Origin of the sequence: Microbacterium suwonense, assembly GCF_030296555.1 — a bacterium.
GTDB lineage: Bacteria > Actinomycetota > Actinomycetes > Actinomycetales > Microbacteriaceae > Microbacterium > Microbacterium suwonense.
Genome location: NZ_AP027728.1, coordinates 632,295 through 649,832 on the forward strand (window position 1 = coordinate 632,295; position 17,538 = coordinate 649,832).

Annotated in this window: 17 protein-coding genes and 1 pseudogene; 15 read left to right on the plus strand and 3 right to left on the minus strand. The window is 68.0% G+C overall.

Going from position 1 to position 17,538, the window contains the following annotated elements; all coding sequences use genetic code 11:
• Positions 1–6: 6 nt before the first annotated feature.
• Positions 7–744, minus strand: coding sequence for an ABC transporter permease (locus tag QUE33_RS03185; RefSeq protein ID WP_286301886.1), 738 nt, complete (start codon positions 742–744; stop codon positions 7–9).
• Positions 741–989 carry an ABC transporter permease family protein gene (locus tag QUE33_RS03190; protein ID WP_286301887.1) on the minus strand — a complete coding sequence of 83 codons (249 nt, stop codon included), beginning with the start codon at positions 987–989 and terminating at the stop codon, positions 741–743. The genes QUE33_RS03185 and QUE33_RS03190 overlap by 4 nt, the downstream gene beginning before the upstream one ends.
• A 256-nt stretch (positions 990–1,245) precedes the next feature.
• Between QUE33_RS03190 and lepA the strand changes: the two genes are divergently transcribed.
• From lepA to leuA, 13 genes and pseudogenes are all read left to right on the plus strand, one after another.
• Positions 1,246–3,090 carry a translation elongation factor 4 gene (gene lepA / locus QUE33_RS03195; RefSeq protein WP_286301889.1) on the plus strand — a complete coding sequence of 615 codons (1,845 nt, stop codon included), beginning with the start codon at positions 1,246–1,248 and terminating at the stop codon, positions 3,088–3,090.
• Between the two features lie 81 nt (positions 3,091–3,171).
• Positions 3,172–3,822 carry a DUF1990 domain-containing protein gene (locus QUE33_RS03200; RefSeq protein WP_286301891.1) on the plus strand — a complete coding sequence of 217 codons (651 nt, stop codon included), beginning with the start codon at positions 3,172–3,174 and terminating at the stop codon, positions 3,820–3,822.
• Complete coding sequence (hemW, locus tag QUE33_RS03205) at positions 3,822–5,051, plus strand: radical SAM family heme chaperone HemW (protein ID WP_286301894.1); 1,230 nt, start codon at positions 3,822–3,824, stop codon at positions 5,049–5,051. The genes QUE33_RS03200 and hemW overlap by 1 nt, the downstream gene beginning before the upstream one ends.
• 70 nt (positions 5,052–5,121) lie before the next feature.
• The gene (hrcA, locus tag QUE33_RS03210; protein ID WP_286303023.1) at positions 5,122–6,165 is read left to right on the plus strand and encodes a heat-inducible transcriptional repressor HrcA; all 1,044 of its coding nucleotides are present in this window, start codon (positions 5,122–5,124) and stop codon (positions 6,163–6,165) included.
• A 43-nt stretch (positions 6,166–6,208) separates the two neighbouring features.
• Positions 6,209–7,318, plus strand: a complete 1,110-nt coding sequence (gene dnaJ / locus QUE33_RS03215; RefSeq protein ID WP_286301896.1) for a molecular chaperone DnaJ — start codon at positions 6,209–6,211, stop codon at positions 7,316–7,318.
• Positions 7,319–7,393: 75 nt separating this feature from the next.
• Complete coding sequence (locus tag QUE33_RS03220; protein WP_286301898.1) at positions 7,394–8,122, plus strand: 16S rRNA (uracil(1498)-N(3))-methyltransferase; 729 nt, start codon at positions 7,394–7,396, stop codon at positions 8,120–8,122.
• Positions 8,123–8,170: 48 nt separating this feature from the next.
• On the plus strand, positions 8,171–8,518 hold the full coding sequence (locus QUE33_RS03225; protein ID WP_286301899.1) for an HIT domain-containing protein: 348 nt from the start codon (positions 8,171–8,173) through the stop codon (positions 8,516–8,518).
• Positions 8,519–8,603: 85 nt separating this feature from the next.
• The gene (locus QUE33_RS03230; RefSeq protein ID WP_286303024.1) at positions 8,604–9,629 is read left to right on the plus strand and encodes a PhoH family protein; all 1,026 of its coding nucleotides are present in this window, start codon (positions 8,604–8,606) and stop codon (positions 9,627–9,629) included.
• Positions 9,626–10,084: an rRNA maturation RNase YbeY gene (gene ybeY / locus QUE33_RS03235; protein ID WP_286301900.1), complete on the plus strand. Its 459-nt coding sequence runs from the start codon at positions 9,626–9,628 to the stop codon at positions 10,082–10,084. The genes QUE33_RS03230 and ybeY overlap by 4 nt, the downstream gene beginning before the upstream one ends.
• Positions 10,081–11,376 (plus strand): hemolysin family protein, encoded by a 1,296-nt coding sequence (locus tag QUE33_RS03240; RefSeq protein ID WP_286301901.1) that lies wholly within the window; start codon positions 10,081–10,083, stop codon positions 11,374–11,376. Before ybeY ends, QUE33_RS03240 begins: the two co-directional genes overlap by 4 nt.
• Complete coding sequence (gene era / locus QUE33_RS03245; RefSeq protein ID WP_286301902.1) at positions 11,369–12,283, plus strand: GTPase Era; 915 nt, start codon at positions 11,369–11,371, stop codon at positions 12,281–12,283. Before QUE33_RS03240 ends, era begins: the two co-directional genes overlap by 8 nt.
• A 1-nt stretch (position 12,284) precedes the next feature.
• Complete coding sequence (locus QUE33_RS03250; protein ID WP_286301904.1) at positions 12,285–13,232, plus strand: NADP-dependent oxidoreductase; 948 nt, start codon at positions 12,285–12,287, stop codon at positions 13,230–13,232.
• Between the two features lie 196 nt (positions 13,233–13,428).
• Positions 13,429–15,181 (plus strand): annotated as a pseudogene (gene leuA, locus QUE33_RS03255) (2-isopropylmalate synthase).
• 84 nt (positions 15,182–15,265) lie between these two features.
• Here the strand turns inward: leuA and QUE33_RS03260 are convergent.
• Positions 15,266–15,952 carry a trimeric intracellular cation channel family protein gene (locus QUE33_RS03260; RefSeq protein ID WP_286301907.1) on the minus strand — a complete coding sequence of 229 codons (687 nt, stop codon included), beginning with the start codon at positions 15,950–15,952 and terminating at the stop codon, positions 15,266–15,268.
• 35 nt (positions 15,953–15,987) lie between these two features.
• On the opposite strand from QUE33_RS03260, the gene recO reads away from it, so the two are divergent.
• Entirely contained in the window at positions 15,988–16,731 is a 744-nt protein-coding gene (gene recO / locus QUE33_RS03265; RefSeq protein WP_286301908.1) for a DNA repair protein RecO, read from the plus strand.
• The gene (locus QUE33_RS03270; RefSeq protein ID WP_286301910.1) at positions 16,728–17,528 is read left to right on the plus strand and encodes an isoprenyl transferase; all 801 of its coding nucleotides are present in this window, start codon (positions 16,728–16,730) and stop codon (positions 17,526–17,528) included. The genes recO and QUE33_RS03270 overlap by 4 nt, the downstream gene beginning before the upstream one ends.
• Positions 17,529–17,538 lie beyond the last annotated feature (10 nt).

Genomic DNA, 17,538 nt, shown 5'->3' on the forward strand with positions numbered 1-17,538 from the left:
CTCATATCAGCTCACCCTCACTCGCGGATCGAGGACCACGACGGTGATGTCGGCGAGCAGAGCGCCGATGGCGGTCAGCAGAGCGCCGAATGCAGCCACGGCCACGACGCCGTGCACATCGTTGCCGTTGATCGTGGTCAGGAAGTAGCGGCCCATGCCCTGCCAGGCGAAGATCGTCTCGGTCAGGATTCCGCCGGTGAAGATCGCCGGGATCGAGAAAGCGACCTGTGTGGCCACTGGGATCAGCGAGGTGCGCAGGGCGTGGCGACGGATGGCCTGCGGCTTGGTGAGGCCCTTGGCGCGTGCGGTGCGCACGTAGTCGGCGCTGATGTTGTCCAGCAGCAGCGAGCGCTGCAGGAAGTGCGTTCCCGCATAGCCGGTCACGACCAAGGCGATGGTGGGCAGTGCCAGATGCTGCAGCGCATCGATGATCACCGGGAAGAACCCGGTCACCCCCTCGGTGGACGACCCGGTCACGTAGAAGACGCGGACGCCGACCCAGTTGTTGAAGTTGATCGCGAGGATGACCACTGCCAGGCCCGCCACGATGATGTTGATGTTCAGCGTGACGATCGAGATGCCCTGCCAGATGCGGTCACCCAGCTTGTACTGCCGTGATGCCGTGTACACGCCGATCCAGATGCCCAGCAGAGTCATGATGATCGTGGCGCCGAGCACCAGCTCCGCGCTGACCCACATCCGGAAGCCCACCTGATCGTTGACCGAGCCTCCCGTGGGGCTCACCCCCAATCCCAGCGGAGCAGGATCCCGGTGAACCAGGCCCACCATCGATCGAGCAGCGGCACGCTCGCGTCGAGGTTGCGGGGGCGAAGCAGATTCTCGATCTGCTCGGGAGTGACTGGTGGCTTGCGCCCGACGTAGTTGCTGCGCGGATCGAGGAACGACCACGCCAGGAAATAGGTGACGTTGGTCGCGACCACGATCATCAGCAGCCAGCCGAGTGTCCGGCGCACGAGATACTTGATCAAGGTGGTGATTCTTTCTCTTTTACAGCACGCGCGGGATCTTCCGACGCAACGCTGGGTCGGGATGACATTCAAGCACCATCCCGCAGATAACGCACGCCGACAGGCTGGTCGCTGCGACGGAGTCCTCTGCCCTATGACACCCGATCTCAGGGTGTCCAGGCAACTTCGCGAGACTATCACCGGTGCGCAGGAATGGGGGATTAGGGTCGCCTGAACGTAGACTCGTCACGACCCCATCGGCCGCTCCAAGGACCCTATGTCACCCCGCGCTCTCACCCCGTTGTCGCCTGCGGCGACGCCCGCTTCGCAGATCCGCAACTTCTGCATCATCGCCCACATCGACCACGGCAAGTCGACCCTGGCCGACCGGATGCTGCAGATCACCGGCTCCGTCGCCGACCGCGATATGCGCGCCCAGTATCTGGACCGGATGGACATCGAGCGCGAGCGCGGGATCACGATCAAGAGCCAGGCCGTGCGGATGCCGTGGCAGGTCGCGGGTGACACCTTCGCGCTGAACATGATCGACACGCCCGGGCACGTCGACTTCACCTACGAGGTGTCCCGCTCGCTTGCGGCGTGCGAGGGCGCTGTACTGCTCGTCGACGCCGCTCAGGGCATCGAGGCGCAGACCCTGGCGAACCTGTACTTGGCGCTGGAGAACGATCTGACGATCATCCCCGTGCTCAACAAGATCGACCTGCCCGCCGCCGACCCCGACAAGTTCGCCCGGGAGCTGGCCGATCTGATCGGCGGCAGCCCCGACGACGTGCTGCGCGTGTCGGGCAAGACCGGGATCGGCGTGGAGGACCTGCTCGACCGCATCGTCCGCGACATCCCCGCGCCGGTCGGCGACGCCGATGCGCCCGCCCGCGCGATGATCTTCGACTCGGTCTACGACGCCTACCGCGGTGTGGTCACCTACGTGCGGATGGTGGACGGCCGGCTCGAGCCCCGCGAGCGCATCCAGATGATGTCGACCAGGGCCGTCCACGATCTGCTCGAGATCGGCGTCTCCAGTCCGGAGCCCATCCCGAGCAAGGGACTCGGCGTCGGCGAGGTGGGCTACCTCATCACCGGCGTGAAGGATGTGCGTCAGTCGAAGGTGGGCGACACGGTCACGACCGCGCGCAGTTCGGCATCCGAAGCGCTGCCGGGCTACACCGACCCGAAGCCGATGGTGTTCTCGGGCGTCTACCCGATCGACGGCAGCGACTACGCCGAGCTGCGCGAGGCGCTCGACAAGCTCAAGCTCTCGGATGCTTCGCTGCAGTACGAGCCCGAGACCTCGGTCGCACTGGGCTTCGGATTCCGCTGCGGCTTCCTCGGCCTGCTGCACCTGGAGATCATCACCGAGCGGCTCTCCCGCGAGTTCGGTCTGGACCTGATCACCACGGCGCCGAGCGTGATCTACGAGGTGACCACCGACACCGGCGAGAAGGTCACGGTCACCAACCCCAGCGAGTACCCCGACGGTCGCGTCGCCTCGGTCTCCGAGCCGATGGTGACCACCGCCATCCTGCTTCCCAAGGACTACGTGGGCACCGTGATGGAACTGTGCCAGTCGCGGCGCGGGACGCTGCTGGGCATGGAGTACTTCAGCGAGGAGCGGGTCGAGCTGCGCTACAACATGCCGCTCGGCGAGATCGTCTTCGACTTCTTCGATCAGCTCAAGTCCAAGACCCAGGGCTACGCCTCGCTCGACTACGAGCCCTCCGGTCAGCAGGAGGCCGACCTGGTGAAGGTCGACATCCTGCTGCAGGGCGAGAAGGTCGATGCGTTCAGCTCGATCGTGCACCGCGATAAGGCCTACGGCTACGGCACCATGATGGCCGAGCGGCTGCGCAAGCTCATCCCGCGCCAGCAGTTCGAGGTGCCGATCCAGGCGGCCATCGGCGCGCGCATCATCGCCCGCGAGACCATCCGCGCGATCCGCAAGGACGTGCTCGCCAAGTGCTACGGCGGTGACATCAGCCGCAAGCGCAAACTGCTCGAGAAGCAGAAGGAGGGCAAGAAGCGGATGAAGATGGTCGGCCGCGTCGAGGTCCCGCAGGAGGCGTTCATCGCAGCGCTCTCCGGCGACGTCGAGGTCAAGAAGTAGGACGAGGATGCACCGTGCGGATCGAGCGGGATGTCGTGCGTCGTGAGTGCTCTCCCAGTAACGATCAGTAGGCTTGAGGTCATGCGTCGCGGGACATTCCGAGAAGGCACGGTGGACTATGCCGCGGTCGGGGCGACGCACGCCCCCGATCTGATGCAGTACCCGCCGGAGAACAGCACTCCCGCCGAGGACTCCTGGCGCATCGGAAGCGGCGAGGAACGGTTCCGCACGGCCGCCGACGCGCTGCTGTCGTGGACGGCGCAGCGCGCGGCGGGGCTGGAGCTGAGCGATGTTCGACCGGCATCCGGCGACACCTACACCGGCATCAGCTTCGATTCCGAGGGCGCACCGATCGCCCCGAGCCGCAGCCAGGTGGAGCAGCGTTACGACGCCGAAGGAACGCCGTTCGTCGCGCCCGGGACGACACTGCGACTGCGCGGCAGGGCGGGCGGGATGCGAGCGGATGCCGAGCTGCGCGTCATCTCCGTGACCGAGGAGCGCCGTCGGGTGGGCTTCGTGCTCGGCACCGTCGGCGGATCCGTGGTCAGCGGCGAGGAGTGCTTCGACATCGACTGGCGTGAGGACACCGACGAGGTGTGGTTCACGGTGCGCGCATTCGATGCACCGGTCTCGCTGCTCTACCACCTGCCGGGCATGGTGCGCCGCCGTCGCCGAGAGCTGTTCGCGCGCTACCTGCGGGCGATCTCTCCGCTGTACGCGACGCCCGTCTGATGGCCGGTCCGCTGCCGCTGGGCGACCCCGCGCCGCCGGACGGACGGCTCCCGGCAGGGCTCGACATCGATCCGGACGTGCCGTTCTCCGTCTACCTGCACGTGCCCTTCTGCCGGGTGCGGTGCGGCTACTGCGATTTCAACACCTACACAGCCACCGAGCTGCGCGGCGCCAGGCAGGACCAGTACGCCGACACGCTGATCCGGGAGATCGACCTGGCGCGCACCGTGCTGGACGAGTCCGGCGCTGTGCGCCCGATGGACACGGTGTTCTTCGGCGGGGGCACGCCGACGCTGCTTCCGCCCGGCGATCTCGCCCGAATGCTGTCGGCGGCATCCGATGCCTTCGGCATCCGCGACGGCGCGGAGGTGACCGTCGAGGCGAACCCCGACACCGTCATGGCGCGGATCGCCGAGACGCTTCGCGACGCCGGGGTGACGCGTCTCTCGATCGGCATGCAGTCCGCTGTGCCAAAGGTGCTCGCAGCCCTCGACCGCACGCACCGACCGGAGAACGTGCGCACAGCGGTGCAGTCCGCACGCGATGCGGGTCTCGACGTGAGCGTCGATCTGATCTACGGCGCGCCGGGGGAGACCCTCGCCGACTGGGAGCGTTCGCTGGAGGCGGCGCTGGAGCTCGAACCCGACCACATCTCCGCGTATGCGCTGATCATCGAGGACGGCACGAAGCTGGCCCGGCAGATCCGCCGCGGCGAGGTGCCCGCTCCGGATGACGATCTGCAGGCCGACATGTACGAGATGGCCGACCAGCGGCTCGCCGCGGCGGGCTTCGACTGGTACGAGGTGAGTAACTGGGCGCGTCGGGCGAGCACGGGTTCCCATGCGTCCCGGCACAACCTGGCGTACTGGCGCGGCTTCGACTGGTGGGGGTTCGGGCCTGGCGCGCACAGTCATGTGGCGGGGCTGCGCTGGTGGAATGTGAAGCATCCGGCCGCTTACGCGCAGCGACTGGCCCTGGGGGAGTCCCCTGCTGCGGGGCGCGAGCAGCCGGATGCGCGGGCGCGCACACTGGAGCGGGTGCTGCTGCAGAGCCGGCTCGCCGAGGGGCTGCCGATCGCCGACATCGCCACCTCCCACCGCGGGCGCGTCGCGGAGCTCATCTCCGACGGCCTGGTGGATGCCGCATCGGCTCTGCGAGAGCGACGTGTGCGTCTGACGCTGCGGGGACGGCTGCTGGCGGATGCCGTCGTGCGCGCCCTGACCGAGTGAACCGGGGACCCGGACAGGGCGGCAGGGTAGGATTGGCACTCGGAAGATCGGAGTGCCAGCGGGAGGGATGATGGTCACAGAACGAGGACTCGAAGTCCTTCGCGCGATCGTGCAGGACTACGTCGCCACCCACGAGCCGGTCGGCAGCAGGTCGATCGTCGAGCGGCACGCGTTCGGCGTCTCGGCGGCGACCATCCGCAACGACATGGCGCAGCTCGAGGACGAGGACCTCATCGTCGCGCCGCACACCTCTTCCGGCCGGGTGCCCACAGACAAGGGCTACCGCCTGTTCGTCAATCACCTCGCCCAGGTGCGCCCGCTCTCCACCGGACAGCGCAATGCGATCGAGACCTTCCTGGCCGATCCCGCCGACCTCGACGATCTGATGATCCGCACCGTGCGCGTGCTCACGCAGCTGACCGGGCAGGTCGCGCTCGCCCAGTACCCCTCCTTCGCCCGCGCGAACATCACGCACATCGAACTGGTGGCGCTCGCCCCGAATCGGATGCTGGTGGTGCTGGTGACCGATGCGGGCGGTGTCTCCCAGCGCATCGCGCCGCTGCCGATCGACCTCGACGACGCCGACGTCGCCGTGCTGCGCGCACAGCTGGCGGCGCTGATCACCGGGCAGGCCGTCGGTGAGGCGACCGATCGCATGCAGGCGCTCGCCTCCACAGCCCCCATTGCCGCCGCACAACGCCTGCACCCTGCGCTCGGCGCGCTGGCCACGGTGATCTCCGAGGAGCTTGCAGAGTTCCGCCAGGAGCGACTCGTGATGGCGGGCGCCGCGACGCTGGCACGCCGCGAGCAGGACTTCCGCGGCAGCATCCACCCGCTCCTGGAGGCGATCGAGGAGCAGGTGACCCTGCTGCGGCTGATGAGCGAGATGGTCACGGACGAGCACGGCCTCGCCACGAGCATCGGCACCGAGAACGAGCCCTTCGGACTCGGCGAGGCCTCCATCGTCGCCAGCAACTACGCCGCGCCCGGTGGAACGGCGCGGGTCGGAGTGATGGGGCCGACGCGCATGGACTATCCGAGCAACCTCGCCGCAGCACGCGCGGTGGCGCGCTACCTGTCGCGCATGCTCGAAGAAGACGGGACAGCCCGCTGATGCGGACGGTCGCACACACTCACGCACACGCAGAAAGGTGATCGTGGCGGACCACTACGAAGTCCTCGGGGTATCCCGGGACGCCTCCCAGGATGAGATCAAGAAGGCCTACCGCAAGCTTGCGCGGCAGCTGCACCCGGATGTGAATCCGGGTGATGACGCCTCTGAGCGTTTCAAGCTCGTGACGCACGCCTACGACGTGCTGGGCGACGAGGAATCCCGCCGCCGCTACGACATGGGCGGCGATGAGAACGGCGGCGGCTTCGGCGGGTTCGGAGGATTCGGCGACATCTTCGAGTCGTTCTTCGGTGCCTCCGGAGGCGGCCGCAGCGCCCGCCCGCGGTCCCGTCGGGAGCGGGGTGAGGATGCGCTGGTGCGGGTGGACCTGGACCTGGGGGACGTTGTCTTCGGTGCGCATCGCGACATCGAGGTGGACACCGCGGTGCTCTGCGAGACCTGTCAAGGCAGCTGCTGTCAGCCCGGCACCGCGCCGGTCACCTGCGACGTCTGCGGCGGCTCCGGCCACGTGCAGCGGCAGGTGCGCAGCCTGCTCGGAAACGTGATCACGACCCAGCCCTGCGGCTCCTGTGAAGGCTACGGAACCGTCATCGAGCTGCCCTGTGGCGGCTGCGCCGGCCAGGGACGCGTACGCACGCGGCGCACCGTCTCGCTCGACATCCCGGCCGGAGTCGAGACCGGGCTGCGTCTGCAGCTGCCGGGCTCCGGGGCGGTCGGCCGCGCCGGCGGACCGCACGGCGACCTGTACGTCGAGGTGACGGTGGCCCCGCATCCGGTTTTCAGTCGCGAAGGCGACGATCTGCTGGCGACGCTCGAGGTGTCGATGCCGGATGCCATTCTCGGCACCACCACGACCATCGAGGGGCTCGACGGCACCGTCGATCTCGAGCTGCGTGCCGGTGTGCAGTCCGGTGATGTGCTCACGATCCCCGGCCGCGGGGTGACGCCGCTGCGCGGCAGTCAGCGCGGCGATCTGCGCGTGGGCGTCCAGGTGGTCACACCCACCAGGCTCGATTCGGCGCAGCGCCGGCTGATCGAGGACTTCGCGAAGAAGACCAAGGCTCCCGAGCCCCACCTCGCCCAGTTCCAGCAGGGGCTGTTCTCCAAGCTGCGCGACCGCTTCCGCAGCCACTGAGAGCCGTCGCCCGAGCGCCTCAGGACCGCCCGCCCAGGACCATCGACCCAGGACCGCCCGCCCACAAGGAGCTCCATGGCATTGCATTTCATCGTCGCTGACTGCACAGACGCCGCGATCGGCGACCTGATCTCGCTCGCGGGCACCGAGGCCAGACACGCCTCGGTGGTGCGCCGCGTGCGCGTGGGGGAGACCATCACGCTCGGAGACGGCGCAGGGACCTGGCTGGAGGGCACCGTCGAAGACGTGTCCGCGGCACGGGTGACGGTGCGGATCACCTCGCGGCGCGTGCAGGAGACTCCGCCCTCGAGGATCATCCTCGCGCAGGCGCTGGCCAAGGGCGACCGGGACGAGCTCGCCGTGCAGGCCGCATGCGAGCTGGGAGCGGATGAGATCGTGCCCTGGCAGGCCGCGCGCAGCGTGTCGCGCTGGGAAGGCGTGAAGACGGCGAAGGGACGGGAGCGCTGGGCGAGCATCGTGCGCGAGGCGGCGAAGCAGGCGCATCGCGCCTGGGTCCCGGCCGTCGCCGAGGTGGAGTCCACCGTTCAGCTGGCCCGCCGCGCGGCGAGCGCGCGAATGCTGGTGCTCGATCCCCGGTCGGATGCGAGGATCTCTGCGGTCCGCCCGGACGGACGCGACATCGTGCTGGTGGTCGGGCCCGAAGGCGGGATCTCCCCGGAGGAGCTGACGACGCTCGAGGCCGCGGGAGCGGAGCGGGTTCGACTCGGCGAGAGCGTGCTGCGCACCTCCACCGCGGGACCAGCGGCGATCGCCGTGCTCTCCGCTGCGCTCGGGCGCTGGTGACCCGCACATCCATGCCCGGCCGTGCCAGCGCTCAGTAGACTGAACGTCATGACAGAGCCCTCGATCTTCACGCGGATCCTGAACGGAGAGATCCCCGGGGATCTCGTCGCGCAGACCGATCGCGTCTTCGCCATCCGCGACATCAACCCGCAGGCTCCCGTGCACGTGCTCGTGATCCCGAAGACCGAGCAGTATCGCGACGTCACCGAGCTCGCCACGGGCGATCCCGCGCTGCTCGCAGAGATGGTCGCCCTCGCCAAGCAGATCGCCACAGACCACGCCAACGGGGAGTTCCGCCTGATCTTCAACAACGGCGCCAGTGCCGGCCAGTCCGTCTTCCACGTGCACGCCCATGTGCTCGCCGACATCGAGGAGAGCAGACTCGTTGGCTTCTGACGCGGCATCATCCTCTGACGGCGGCGCGCCGCAGTTCCCCGCCCAGCCCGAGCGCACCGAGCGCATCTATGCCGACGGCATCGCCATGGTGCAGCTGCTCGGCCCGCAGGACAGGCTGCTGCGGATGCTCGAGAAGCAGCATCCGCGGGTGCAGGTGCTCGTGCGGGGGAACGAGATCAGCCTCGGTGGAGCGGATGCCGATGTGCAGTCCGCGGTGGAGCTCGTCCAGGAGCTGCTCACCATGACACGATCCGGTCATGATCTCGCCCCCAGCGATGTGGAGAACTCCGCGCGCATCCTGCGCCAGGACGACGGCCCCCGCCCCAGCGAGGTGCTCGGAGAGGCGATCCTCTCCACCCGCGGCCGGGTGATCCGGCCCAAGACCCTCGGTCAGAAGGAGTACGTCGACGCGATCGAGGAGAACACGATCGTCTTCGGCATCGGTCCTGCCGGAACCGGCAAGACATACCTCGCGATGGCGAAAGCCGTGCAGGCGCTGCAGCGCAAGGAGGTGCAGCGGATCATCCTCACCCGTCCCGCCGTCGAGGCCGGAGAGCGGCTGGGGTTCCTGCCCGGGTCGCTCAACGACAAGATCGACCCGTATCTGCGCCCGCTCTACGACGCGCTGAACGAGATGATGGATCCCGAGATCGTGCCCCGGCTGATGGCCACCGGAACCATCGAGGTCGCCCCGCTGGCGTACATGCGCGGACGCACCCTGAACGACTCCTTCGTCGTGCTCGACGAGGCGCAGAACACCACCCCCGAGCAGATGAAGATGTTCCTGACCAGGCTCGGCTTCGGCACGAAGATGGTCGTCACCGGAGACATCACTCAGATCGACCTGCCCACGGGTGCTTCCGGTCTGCGCCTGGTCACCCAGGTGCTGAGTGAGATCGACGACATCCACTTCTCGCGACTGACCAGCGACGACGTCGTGCGGCACTCCCTGGTCGGGCGCATCGTCGACGCATACACCGAATACGACGAGCAGCGCACGGCAGCGCGCGCCGAGCGTGATCGGGCGCGGGAGTTCGCCAATCGTGCCGATCGACGAGCAGGCATGCGTCCCGCTCCGAGAGACCGCAAGCCGAGACGAGGCCTGGAATGATCGAGATCAACAACGAGTCGGCCATCGAGGTCGATGAGACCGTGCTGCAGCGGCTCACTGACTACAACCTCGCCCAGCTGCACGTCAGCCCGGATGCCGAGGTGGCGATCGTCCTCGTCGACGAGGGCGCCATGGAGGCGCTGCACGTGCAGTGGATGGATGAGCCCGGTCCCACCGACGTCCTGAGCTTCCCGATGGACGAGCTGCGCCCGGGAACATCCGACCGTCCGACACCGGCCGGACTGCTGGGTGACATCGTGCTCTGCCCGCAGGTGGCCGAATCTCAGGCGCAGGCGGCCGGCCACAGCCTGATGGACGAGCTGATCCTGCTCACCACGCACGGGCTGCTGCACCTGCTGGGATTCGACCATGCCGAGCCCGATGAGGAGCGTGAGATGTTCGGGCTGCAGAAGACCCTGATCGCAGGGTTCGCGCACGCCGAACGACACCGATGACACCGGTCATCCTGCTCGCGGCCGCTGTGCTGCTGGTGGCGTTCGGCGGCCTGATGGCCGCGGTCGACGCCGCGTTCTCGGTGACCTCGCGCAGCGACCTCGAGGAGCTGGCGACGATCGGCCGCAAGTCCTCCGCATTGCGCGCCATCGCCGCCGACCCCGACCCGCATGTCAACGCGGTCGCGTTCATGCGCGTGACCTCTGAGACGACCGCCGCCGTGCTCGTGACCGTCTCGCTGGACTCGCTGCTGCCGAGCATCTGGTGGGCGATGCTCGCGGCCGCCGTGCTGATGACCGGCATCACCTTCGTGCTCGTCGGCGCCAGCCCGCGCTCGTACGGCAGGCTGCACGCGGCCGGCATCCTGCGGATCTGGGCCCCGACGGTCCGTGCCGTGCGGGTGCTGCTGGGGCCTCTCGCCGAAGCCCTCGTGCGCGCCGGACGGCGGGTGACGCCCGGGGCGGGCAGAAGCAGCTTCGCCTCGGAGGAGCAGCTGAGCATGGTCGACGAGGCCGCGTCGAACTCTCTCATCGAGGAGGACGACAGGGATCTGATCCACTCGGTGTTCGACTTCACCGACCAGTTCGTGCGCGCCGTGATGGTGCCGCGCACCGAGATGCTGACCGTCGACGCGGCCGCCACGACCACCGAGGCGATGGAGCTGTTCCTGCGACACGGCGTCTCACGCATGCCCGTCGTCGACGACGATGCCGACGATGTGGTCGGCGTGCTCTACCTGAAGGATCTCGTGCAGTTCGCCTACCGCGATGAGAGCGCCTGGCGCGGGGCGCCGGTGCGACCGATCGCCCGCGCGGCCGCGTTCGTGCCGGAATCGATGCGGGCCGAATCGCTGCTGCAGCAGATGAAGCGGGACGCGGTGCACGTGTGCATCGTCGTGGACGAGCACGGCGGCGTCTCGGGCCTGGTCTCTCTGGAGGATCTCATCGAGGAGCTGGTCGGCGAGATCTCCGACGAGTACGATCGCGGACCGGCGGAGGTGGTCGATCTCGGCGCAGGACGCTACCGGGTGAACTCCCGGCTGCCGCTGGAGGACGTCGGCGACCTTTTCGGATTGGACCTGGAGGATGAGGATGTCGATTCGATCGGCGGCCTTCTCGGCAAGGCGCTGGGCCAGGTGCCTCAGCCCGGGGCGACCACCTCGGTGAAGGGGCTGGTGCTCACCGGCGGCGCCTCGCGCGGACGGGGACGCGGCATCGCCACCGTGTTCGTGGAGCGCGCTGCCGGTGATGATGACGAGGATGCGGATCGCGACGGAGGACAACGGGATGACTGAACGGGATGAGATGGGCGCACCGACGCGCAGCGGGTTCGTCACCTTCGTGGGGCGGCCGAACGTCGGCAAATCCACGCTGACGAACGCGCTGGTGGGTGAGAAGATCGCAATCACCAGTGAGAAGCCGCAGACCACGCGGCGCGCGATCCGCGGCATCCTGAACCGTCCCGACGGCCAGCTTGTGATCGTCGACACCCCCGGCATCCACAAGCCGCGGACGCTGCTCGGCGAGCGGCTGAACGACCTGGTCGAGCAGGTGCTCGGCGATGTGGACGTGATCGGCTTCTGCGTGCCCGCCACCGAGAAGGTGGGCCCCGGCGATCGCCGGATCGCGGCGTCGCTGGACGGCTATCCGCGGGCGAAGAAGGTGGCGATCGTCACGAAGACGGATGCTGCGGGCAGAGACGAGATCGTCGAGCGGCTCATGGAGGTCGACTCTCTGCGCGAGGATTGGGCAGCCGTCATTCCGCTCTCCGCTCTGGGACGCGAGCAGCTGGACGTGCTGGCCGACGAGATGCTGGCCCTCATGCCCGAGGGGCCGCGGCTCTACGAAGACGGAATCGTCACCGACGAGTCCACCGACGACAGGATCGCCGAGATCATCCGCGAGGCGGCGCTGGCGGGTGTGCGCGACGAGCTGCCGCACTCGATCGCTGTCGTGGTCGACGATGTCGCACCGCGTGAAGACGGCGATCTGACCGACGTGTACGCCTCGATCGTCGTCGAGCGCGACAGTCAGAAAGCGATCATCATCGGGCACAAGGGTTCACGCCTGCGCGATGTCGGCGCCGTGGCGCGCGGGGGCATCGAGGAGCTGCTGGGCACTCGGGTGTTCCTGAAGCTGCATGTGCGCGTCGCCAAGGAATGGCAGCGCGATCCCAAGCAGCTCGGACGATTGGGGTTCTGACATGGCCTGGCACTGGATCGCCGAGCAGTGGGGCACGCCGGACTCCTGGCGGTTCGCAGAAGACGACGTGCCGGGCCCTGGCGTCGGTGAGGTCACGATCCGCGTCCACGCAGCAGGGGTCAACCCCGCAGACGCCAAGCACGTCGCACGGCCCCGGCCCGGGCTGGAGCTTCCGACGCCGATCGGCTACGAGGTCTCGGGAGTCATCACCGCTGTCGGCGACGACACGACGATCGTCAGGGGTCCGGTGTCGGTGGGCGACGAGGTCATCGCCTTCCGCGTCAGGGGAGGGTACGCCACGGAGCTCACCGTCCCCGCGCAGAAGGTGCTGCGAAAGCCCGCGCCCCTGAGCCATCCGCAGGCGGCCAACCTGCTGCTCGCGGGGACGACCGCGGCCGAGATGCTCGAAGTCGTCGGCGCTGCCGCGGGGGAGACCGTGCTGCTGCACGGTGCCTCGGGCGCGGTGGGCGTGAGCGTGCTGCAGCAGGCGGCGCTGCAGGGCATCCGGGTGATCGGCACGGCCAGCAGGGCCCGATTCGACACGGTGAGCGACTTCGGTGGCATCCCGGTGGAGTACGGCGACGGGCTCGCCGAACGGGTGACGGCGGCACTGGTGGATGCCGGCGCCGAGCGGATCGACGCAGCCCTGGACGCGGTCGGCACCGATGAGGCGGTCGCCACCTCGCTCGCTCTCGTGCCCGATCGCACGCGCATCGTCACGATCGCGGCAGCTGACGCCGCGGCGCAGCACGGCATCCGGGCCATCGCCGGCTCACTGCCCGACAGCGCCCGCTTCCGCGACGCTGTACGCGAGCATCTGGTCGAGCTCGCCGAGCAGGGCCTTCTGGACGTTCCGATGGCACGGGAGTACCCGCTGAATCAGGCGCCGCAGGCGCTGGAGCTGCTGGCATCCGGGCATCCGGGCGGCAAAGTCGCCCTCGTCCCCTGAAAGCCTCCGCGCTCATCATTCTGACCGCCATCGTCATCACCGTGAGCAATCCGCCCAACGTGGTGCTAGCATCAGACCATGCCTCTGGGCGGTCTGCTTCTCCTTAGCTGCCGTGACGAGTCCTGATCTTCGGGCCTTCTCGTCGCGGCGCTTGTGTTGGCCTGAGCACACTTTCTGACAAGAGAAGCCCCACATCATGAAGAACACCCAGAAGCCCTCCTCGATGCCGACCCACAGGTATCGGCCGTTCCACGAGCAGATCCGCGTCGACCTGCCCGACCGCACCTGGCCCGCCAATCGCATCACCCAGGCGCCGCGCTGGTGCGCCGTCGACCTGCGCGATGGCAACCAGGCGCTCATCGATCCGATGTCGCCCGAACGCAAACGCGTGATGTTCGAACTGCTCGTGAGCATGGGCTACAAGGAGATCGAGGTCGGATTCCCGTCGGCGAGCCAGACCGACTTCGACTTCGTGCGCCAGCTGATCGACGAGGACCTCATCCCGGACGACGTCACCATCCAGGTGCTGACGCAGTGCCGCGAGCATCTCATCGAGCGCACCTACGAGGCCATCGCCGGCGCCAAGCAGGCCATCGTGCACTTCTACAACTCCACCAGCGTGCTGCAGCGCGAGGTGGTGTTCCGCTCCGACCGCGAGGGCGTCAAGCAGATCGCGCTGGAGGGCACGGCTGTGCCGCCAGTTCGAGAAGCGCATCCCCGGCACCGAGGTGTACTACGAGTACTCCCCGGAGAGCTACACGGGCACCGAACTGGAGTACGCCGTCGAGGTGTGCAACGAGGTGCTCGAGGTTCTGGAGCCCACGCCCGATCGCAAGGTGATCATCAACCTGCCCGCGACGGTGGAGATGGCCACCCCCAACGTCTACGCCGACTCCATCGAGTGGATGAGCCGGCATCTGGCGCATCGCGAGAACGTCATCCTGTCGCTGCATCCGCATAACGACCGGGGAACAGCGATCGCCGCCGCCGAGCTCGGCTACATGGCCGGCGCCGACCGCATCGAAGGATGCCTGTTCGGCAACGGCGAGCGCACCGGGAACGTCGATCTGGTCGCGCTGGGCATCAACCTGTTCACGCAGGGCATCGACCCGCAGATCGACTTCAGCGACATCGACCAGGTCAAGCACACGGTCGAGTACTGCAACCAGCTGCCGGTGCCCGAGCGCAGTCCCTGGGCGGGGGACCTGGTGTTCACCGCTTTCAGCGGCTCGCATCAGGATGCCATCAAGAAGGGCTTCGAGTCGATGGCCGCGACCGCTGAAGAGCGGGGCGTCACGGTCGACGAGATCGAATGGGCGGTGCCCTACCTGCCGGTCGACCCGAAGGACCTGGGCCGCTCCTACGAGGCTGTCATCCGTGTCAACTCGCAGTCCGGCAAGGGTGGGGTGGCGTACCTGCTGAAGACCGACCACGCGCTGGATCTGCCGCGCAAACTGCAGATCGAGTTCTCCGGCGTCGTGCAGGCCAAGACGGATGCCGAGGGCGGCGAGGTCACCAGCGAGCAGATCTGGACGATCTTCAACGACGAGTACCTGCCGGCCGACCAGGCCGACGCCAAGTGGGGCCGCTTCGAGCTGCTGGGCACCCAGACGCGCAGCGACATGTCCGGTGAGGTGTCGCTGGAGGTCGTGCTGCGCGACGGCGAGGAGCAGTTCGCCACGGTCGGCACCGGCAACGGTCCGATCGCGGCCTTCATCGAGATCCTGCGCGATCGCGGTTTCGACGTCTCGCTGTACGACTACGTCGAGCACACCATGTCCAGCGGAGGCGACGCCCAGGCGGCGGCCTATGTCGAGCTGCAGGTCGATGAGCATCGGCTGTGGGGCGTCGGCATCGACGGCGACATCTCCACGGCGAGCCTGAAGGCGATCGTGTCGTGCGTGAACCGCTCGATCCGCACCCGCGAGGCCCAGCTCGTCGACGCCTGACCCCTTCAAAGCCCGTCTATTTGGCGCTCGTGCACGCGGATCCCGGCGTGTCGCGTGCACGAGCGCCATATAGACGGGCTGTGGTCAGGGCTTGATGATCGGGATCATTCCGGTCTCGGTCGCGACCTTGCGGCGGTACAGGCGGCGCTGCTCGGGCAGTGACAGATCGTAGACGACGGCGAGCACGCGGATGATCGCGGTCAGGACGATGCCGATCACCGCCGCCAGCGTGATGCCCACGCCGAATGCGTGCATGATCATGATCGCCGTGCAGCCCACCCCCGCGGCGACCGCGTAGAGCGAGCCGACATGCATGATCGCGACCGGCAGGCCCATCAGGACATCGCGCAGCACCCCGCCGCCGACGGCCGCGCAGGCGCCGATGAAGACCGCGGGGATCGGCGGGATGCCGAAGGCGACGGCCTTACTGACCCCGAACGCTCCGAACATGCCGATCACGACCGCATCGAGCACCACGATGAGGATGTTGATGCGGTTGAAGACACCGGCCAGCAGCATCCCGAACAGCGCCGCCCCGACGGCCGTGATGAGGTACCAGTCGCTCTGCAGCGTGGCCGGGGGCTGACCGATCAGCAGATCTCGAATGAGACCGCCGCCCATGCCGATCATGATGCCGATGATCGCGACGCCGAGCCAGTCCAGCCGGCGTTCCCCCTGGAAGCCGGAGGCGAACATCGCACCCTGGATGCCACCGAGCGCGACGCCGAGCAGATCGGCCCACAGCGGGATGATGAAGAGCGGTTCGGTCACCCGTCCATTCTCCCCTGTGCAGGGGATAATCGAGGGTGCCCACCTATCGAGACGAAGCGGTGATCCTGCGCACCCACAAGCTGGGCGAGGCGGACCGGATCGTCACGATGCTCTCGCGGCGCAACGGCAAGATCCGCGCGGTGGCGAAAGGCGTGCGACGCACGTCATCGAAGTTCGGGTCGAGACTCGAGCCGTTCATGGTCGCCGACGTGCAGCTGTATCAGGGACGTTCGCTCGACATCGTGCAGCAGGCGGAGTCGCTGGGTGCGTACGGCGCTGAGATCGCCGTGGACTACGAGCGGTTCACTGCAGCCAGCGCCATGGTCGAGACCGCCGATCGGCTCAATGAGGCGGAGGCCACCTCCGATCAGTACCTGCTGCTCGTCGGAGGCCTGCGATCGCTGTCGCGCGGGGAGCATGCCGCGCGCAGCATCCTGGACTCGTATCTGCTGCGTGTGATGGCGCTTTCGGGCTGGGCGCCCGCACTGGAGGACTGCGCCCGCTGCGGTGCGCCGGGCCCGCACCGCCATTTCGGGCCGCAGCTGGGCGGGACGGTGTGCGAGGACTGTGCGCCCGCCGGCAGCCCGCGCATCTCGGCGTCCACGCTGACGCTGCTGCGTGCGCTGATGAGCGGTGACTGGGCCATGATCGACGCCTCGGCACCGGGAGACCTGAGCTCGGCATCCGGTGCTGTCGCCGCCTACGCGCAATGGCATCTCGAGCGCGGCATCCGCTCTCTCGAGCACGTGACAGGCCCGCAGTGGGAGGGAACCCGTTGAGCCCGAAGCCGTACACGCACAAGGATGCCGTACCGTTCCGTCCACTGGACTGGACCGGCGTGCATCCGCCGCAGTTCCCGGCGGTGCCCGAGCACGTCGCGATCGTCATGGACGGCAACGGGCGCTGGGCGAACCGCCGCGGCCTGAGCCGCATCGAGGGACACAAGGCCGGTGAGGAGGTGCTGCTCGACGTCGTCGCCGGTGCCATCCAGGCCGGGGTCAAGCACCTTTCGGTGTATGCCTTCTCAACGGAGAACTGGGCGCGCTCGCCCGACGAGGTGCGGTTCCTGATGGGCTACAACCGCGATGTGCTGCATCGACGGCGTGACCAGCTCAACGAGTGGGGCGTGCGGGTGCGCTGGGCAGGACGCAAGCCCCGGCTGTGGGGCTCGGTGATCAAAGAGCTGCAGTTCGCCGAGCAGCTCACCCGCGACAATGACGTGCTCACGCTCACGATGTGCGTGAACTACGGCGGACGGGTCGAACTGGTGGATGCCGTGCGTGCGCTGGCCGAGGACGTGAAGGCCGGGCGGATCAAGCCGGGTGCGATCACCGAGAAGCAGATCCGCAGGCGCCTGTACGTGCCGGACATGCCCGACGTCGACCTGTTCCTGCGCAGCTCGGGGGAGCAGCGCACCTCCAACTTCCTGCTCTGGCAGTCGGCGTATGCCGAGATGGTGTTCCTCGACACGCTGTGGCCGGACTTCTCCCGCGAAGAGCTGTGGCGGGCGATCGGCATCTACCTGTCGCGCGACCGTCGCTTCGGCGGTGCCGTGGATACGCCGGATCCCGCCTGAAAATCTCGGT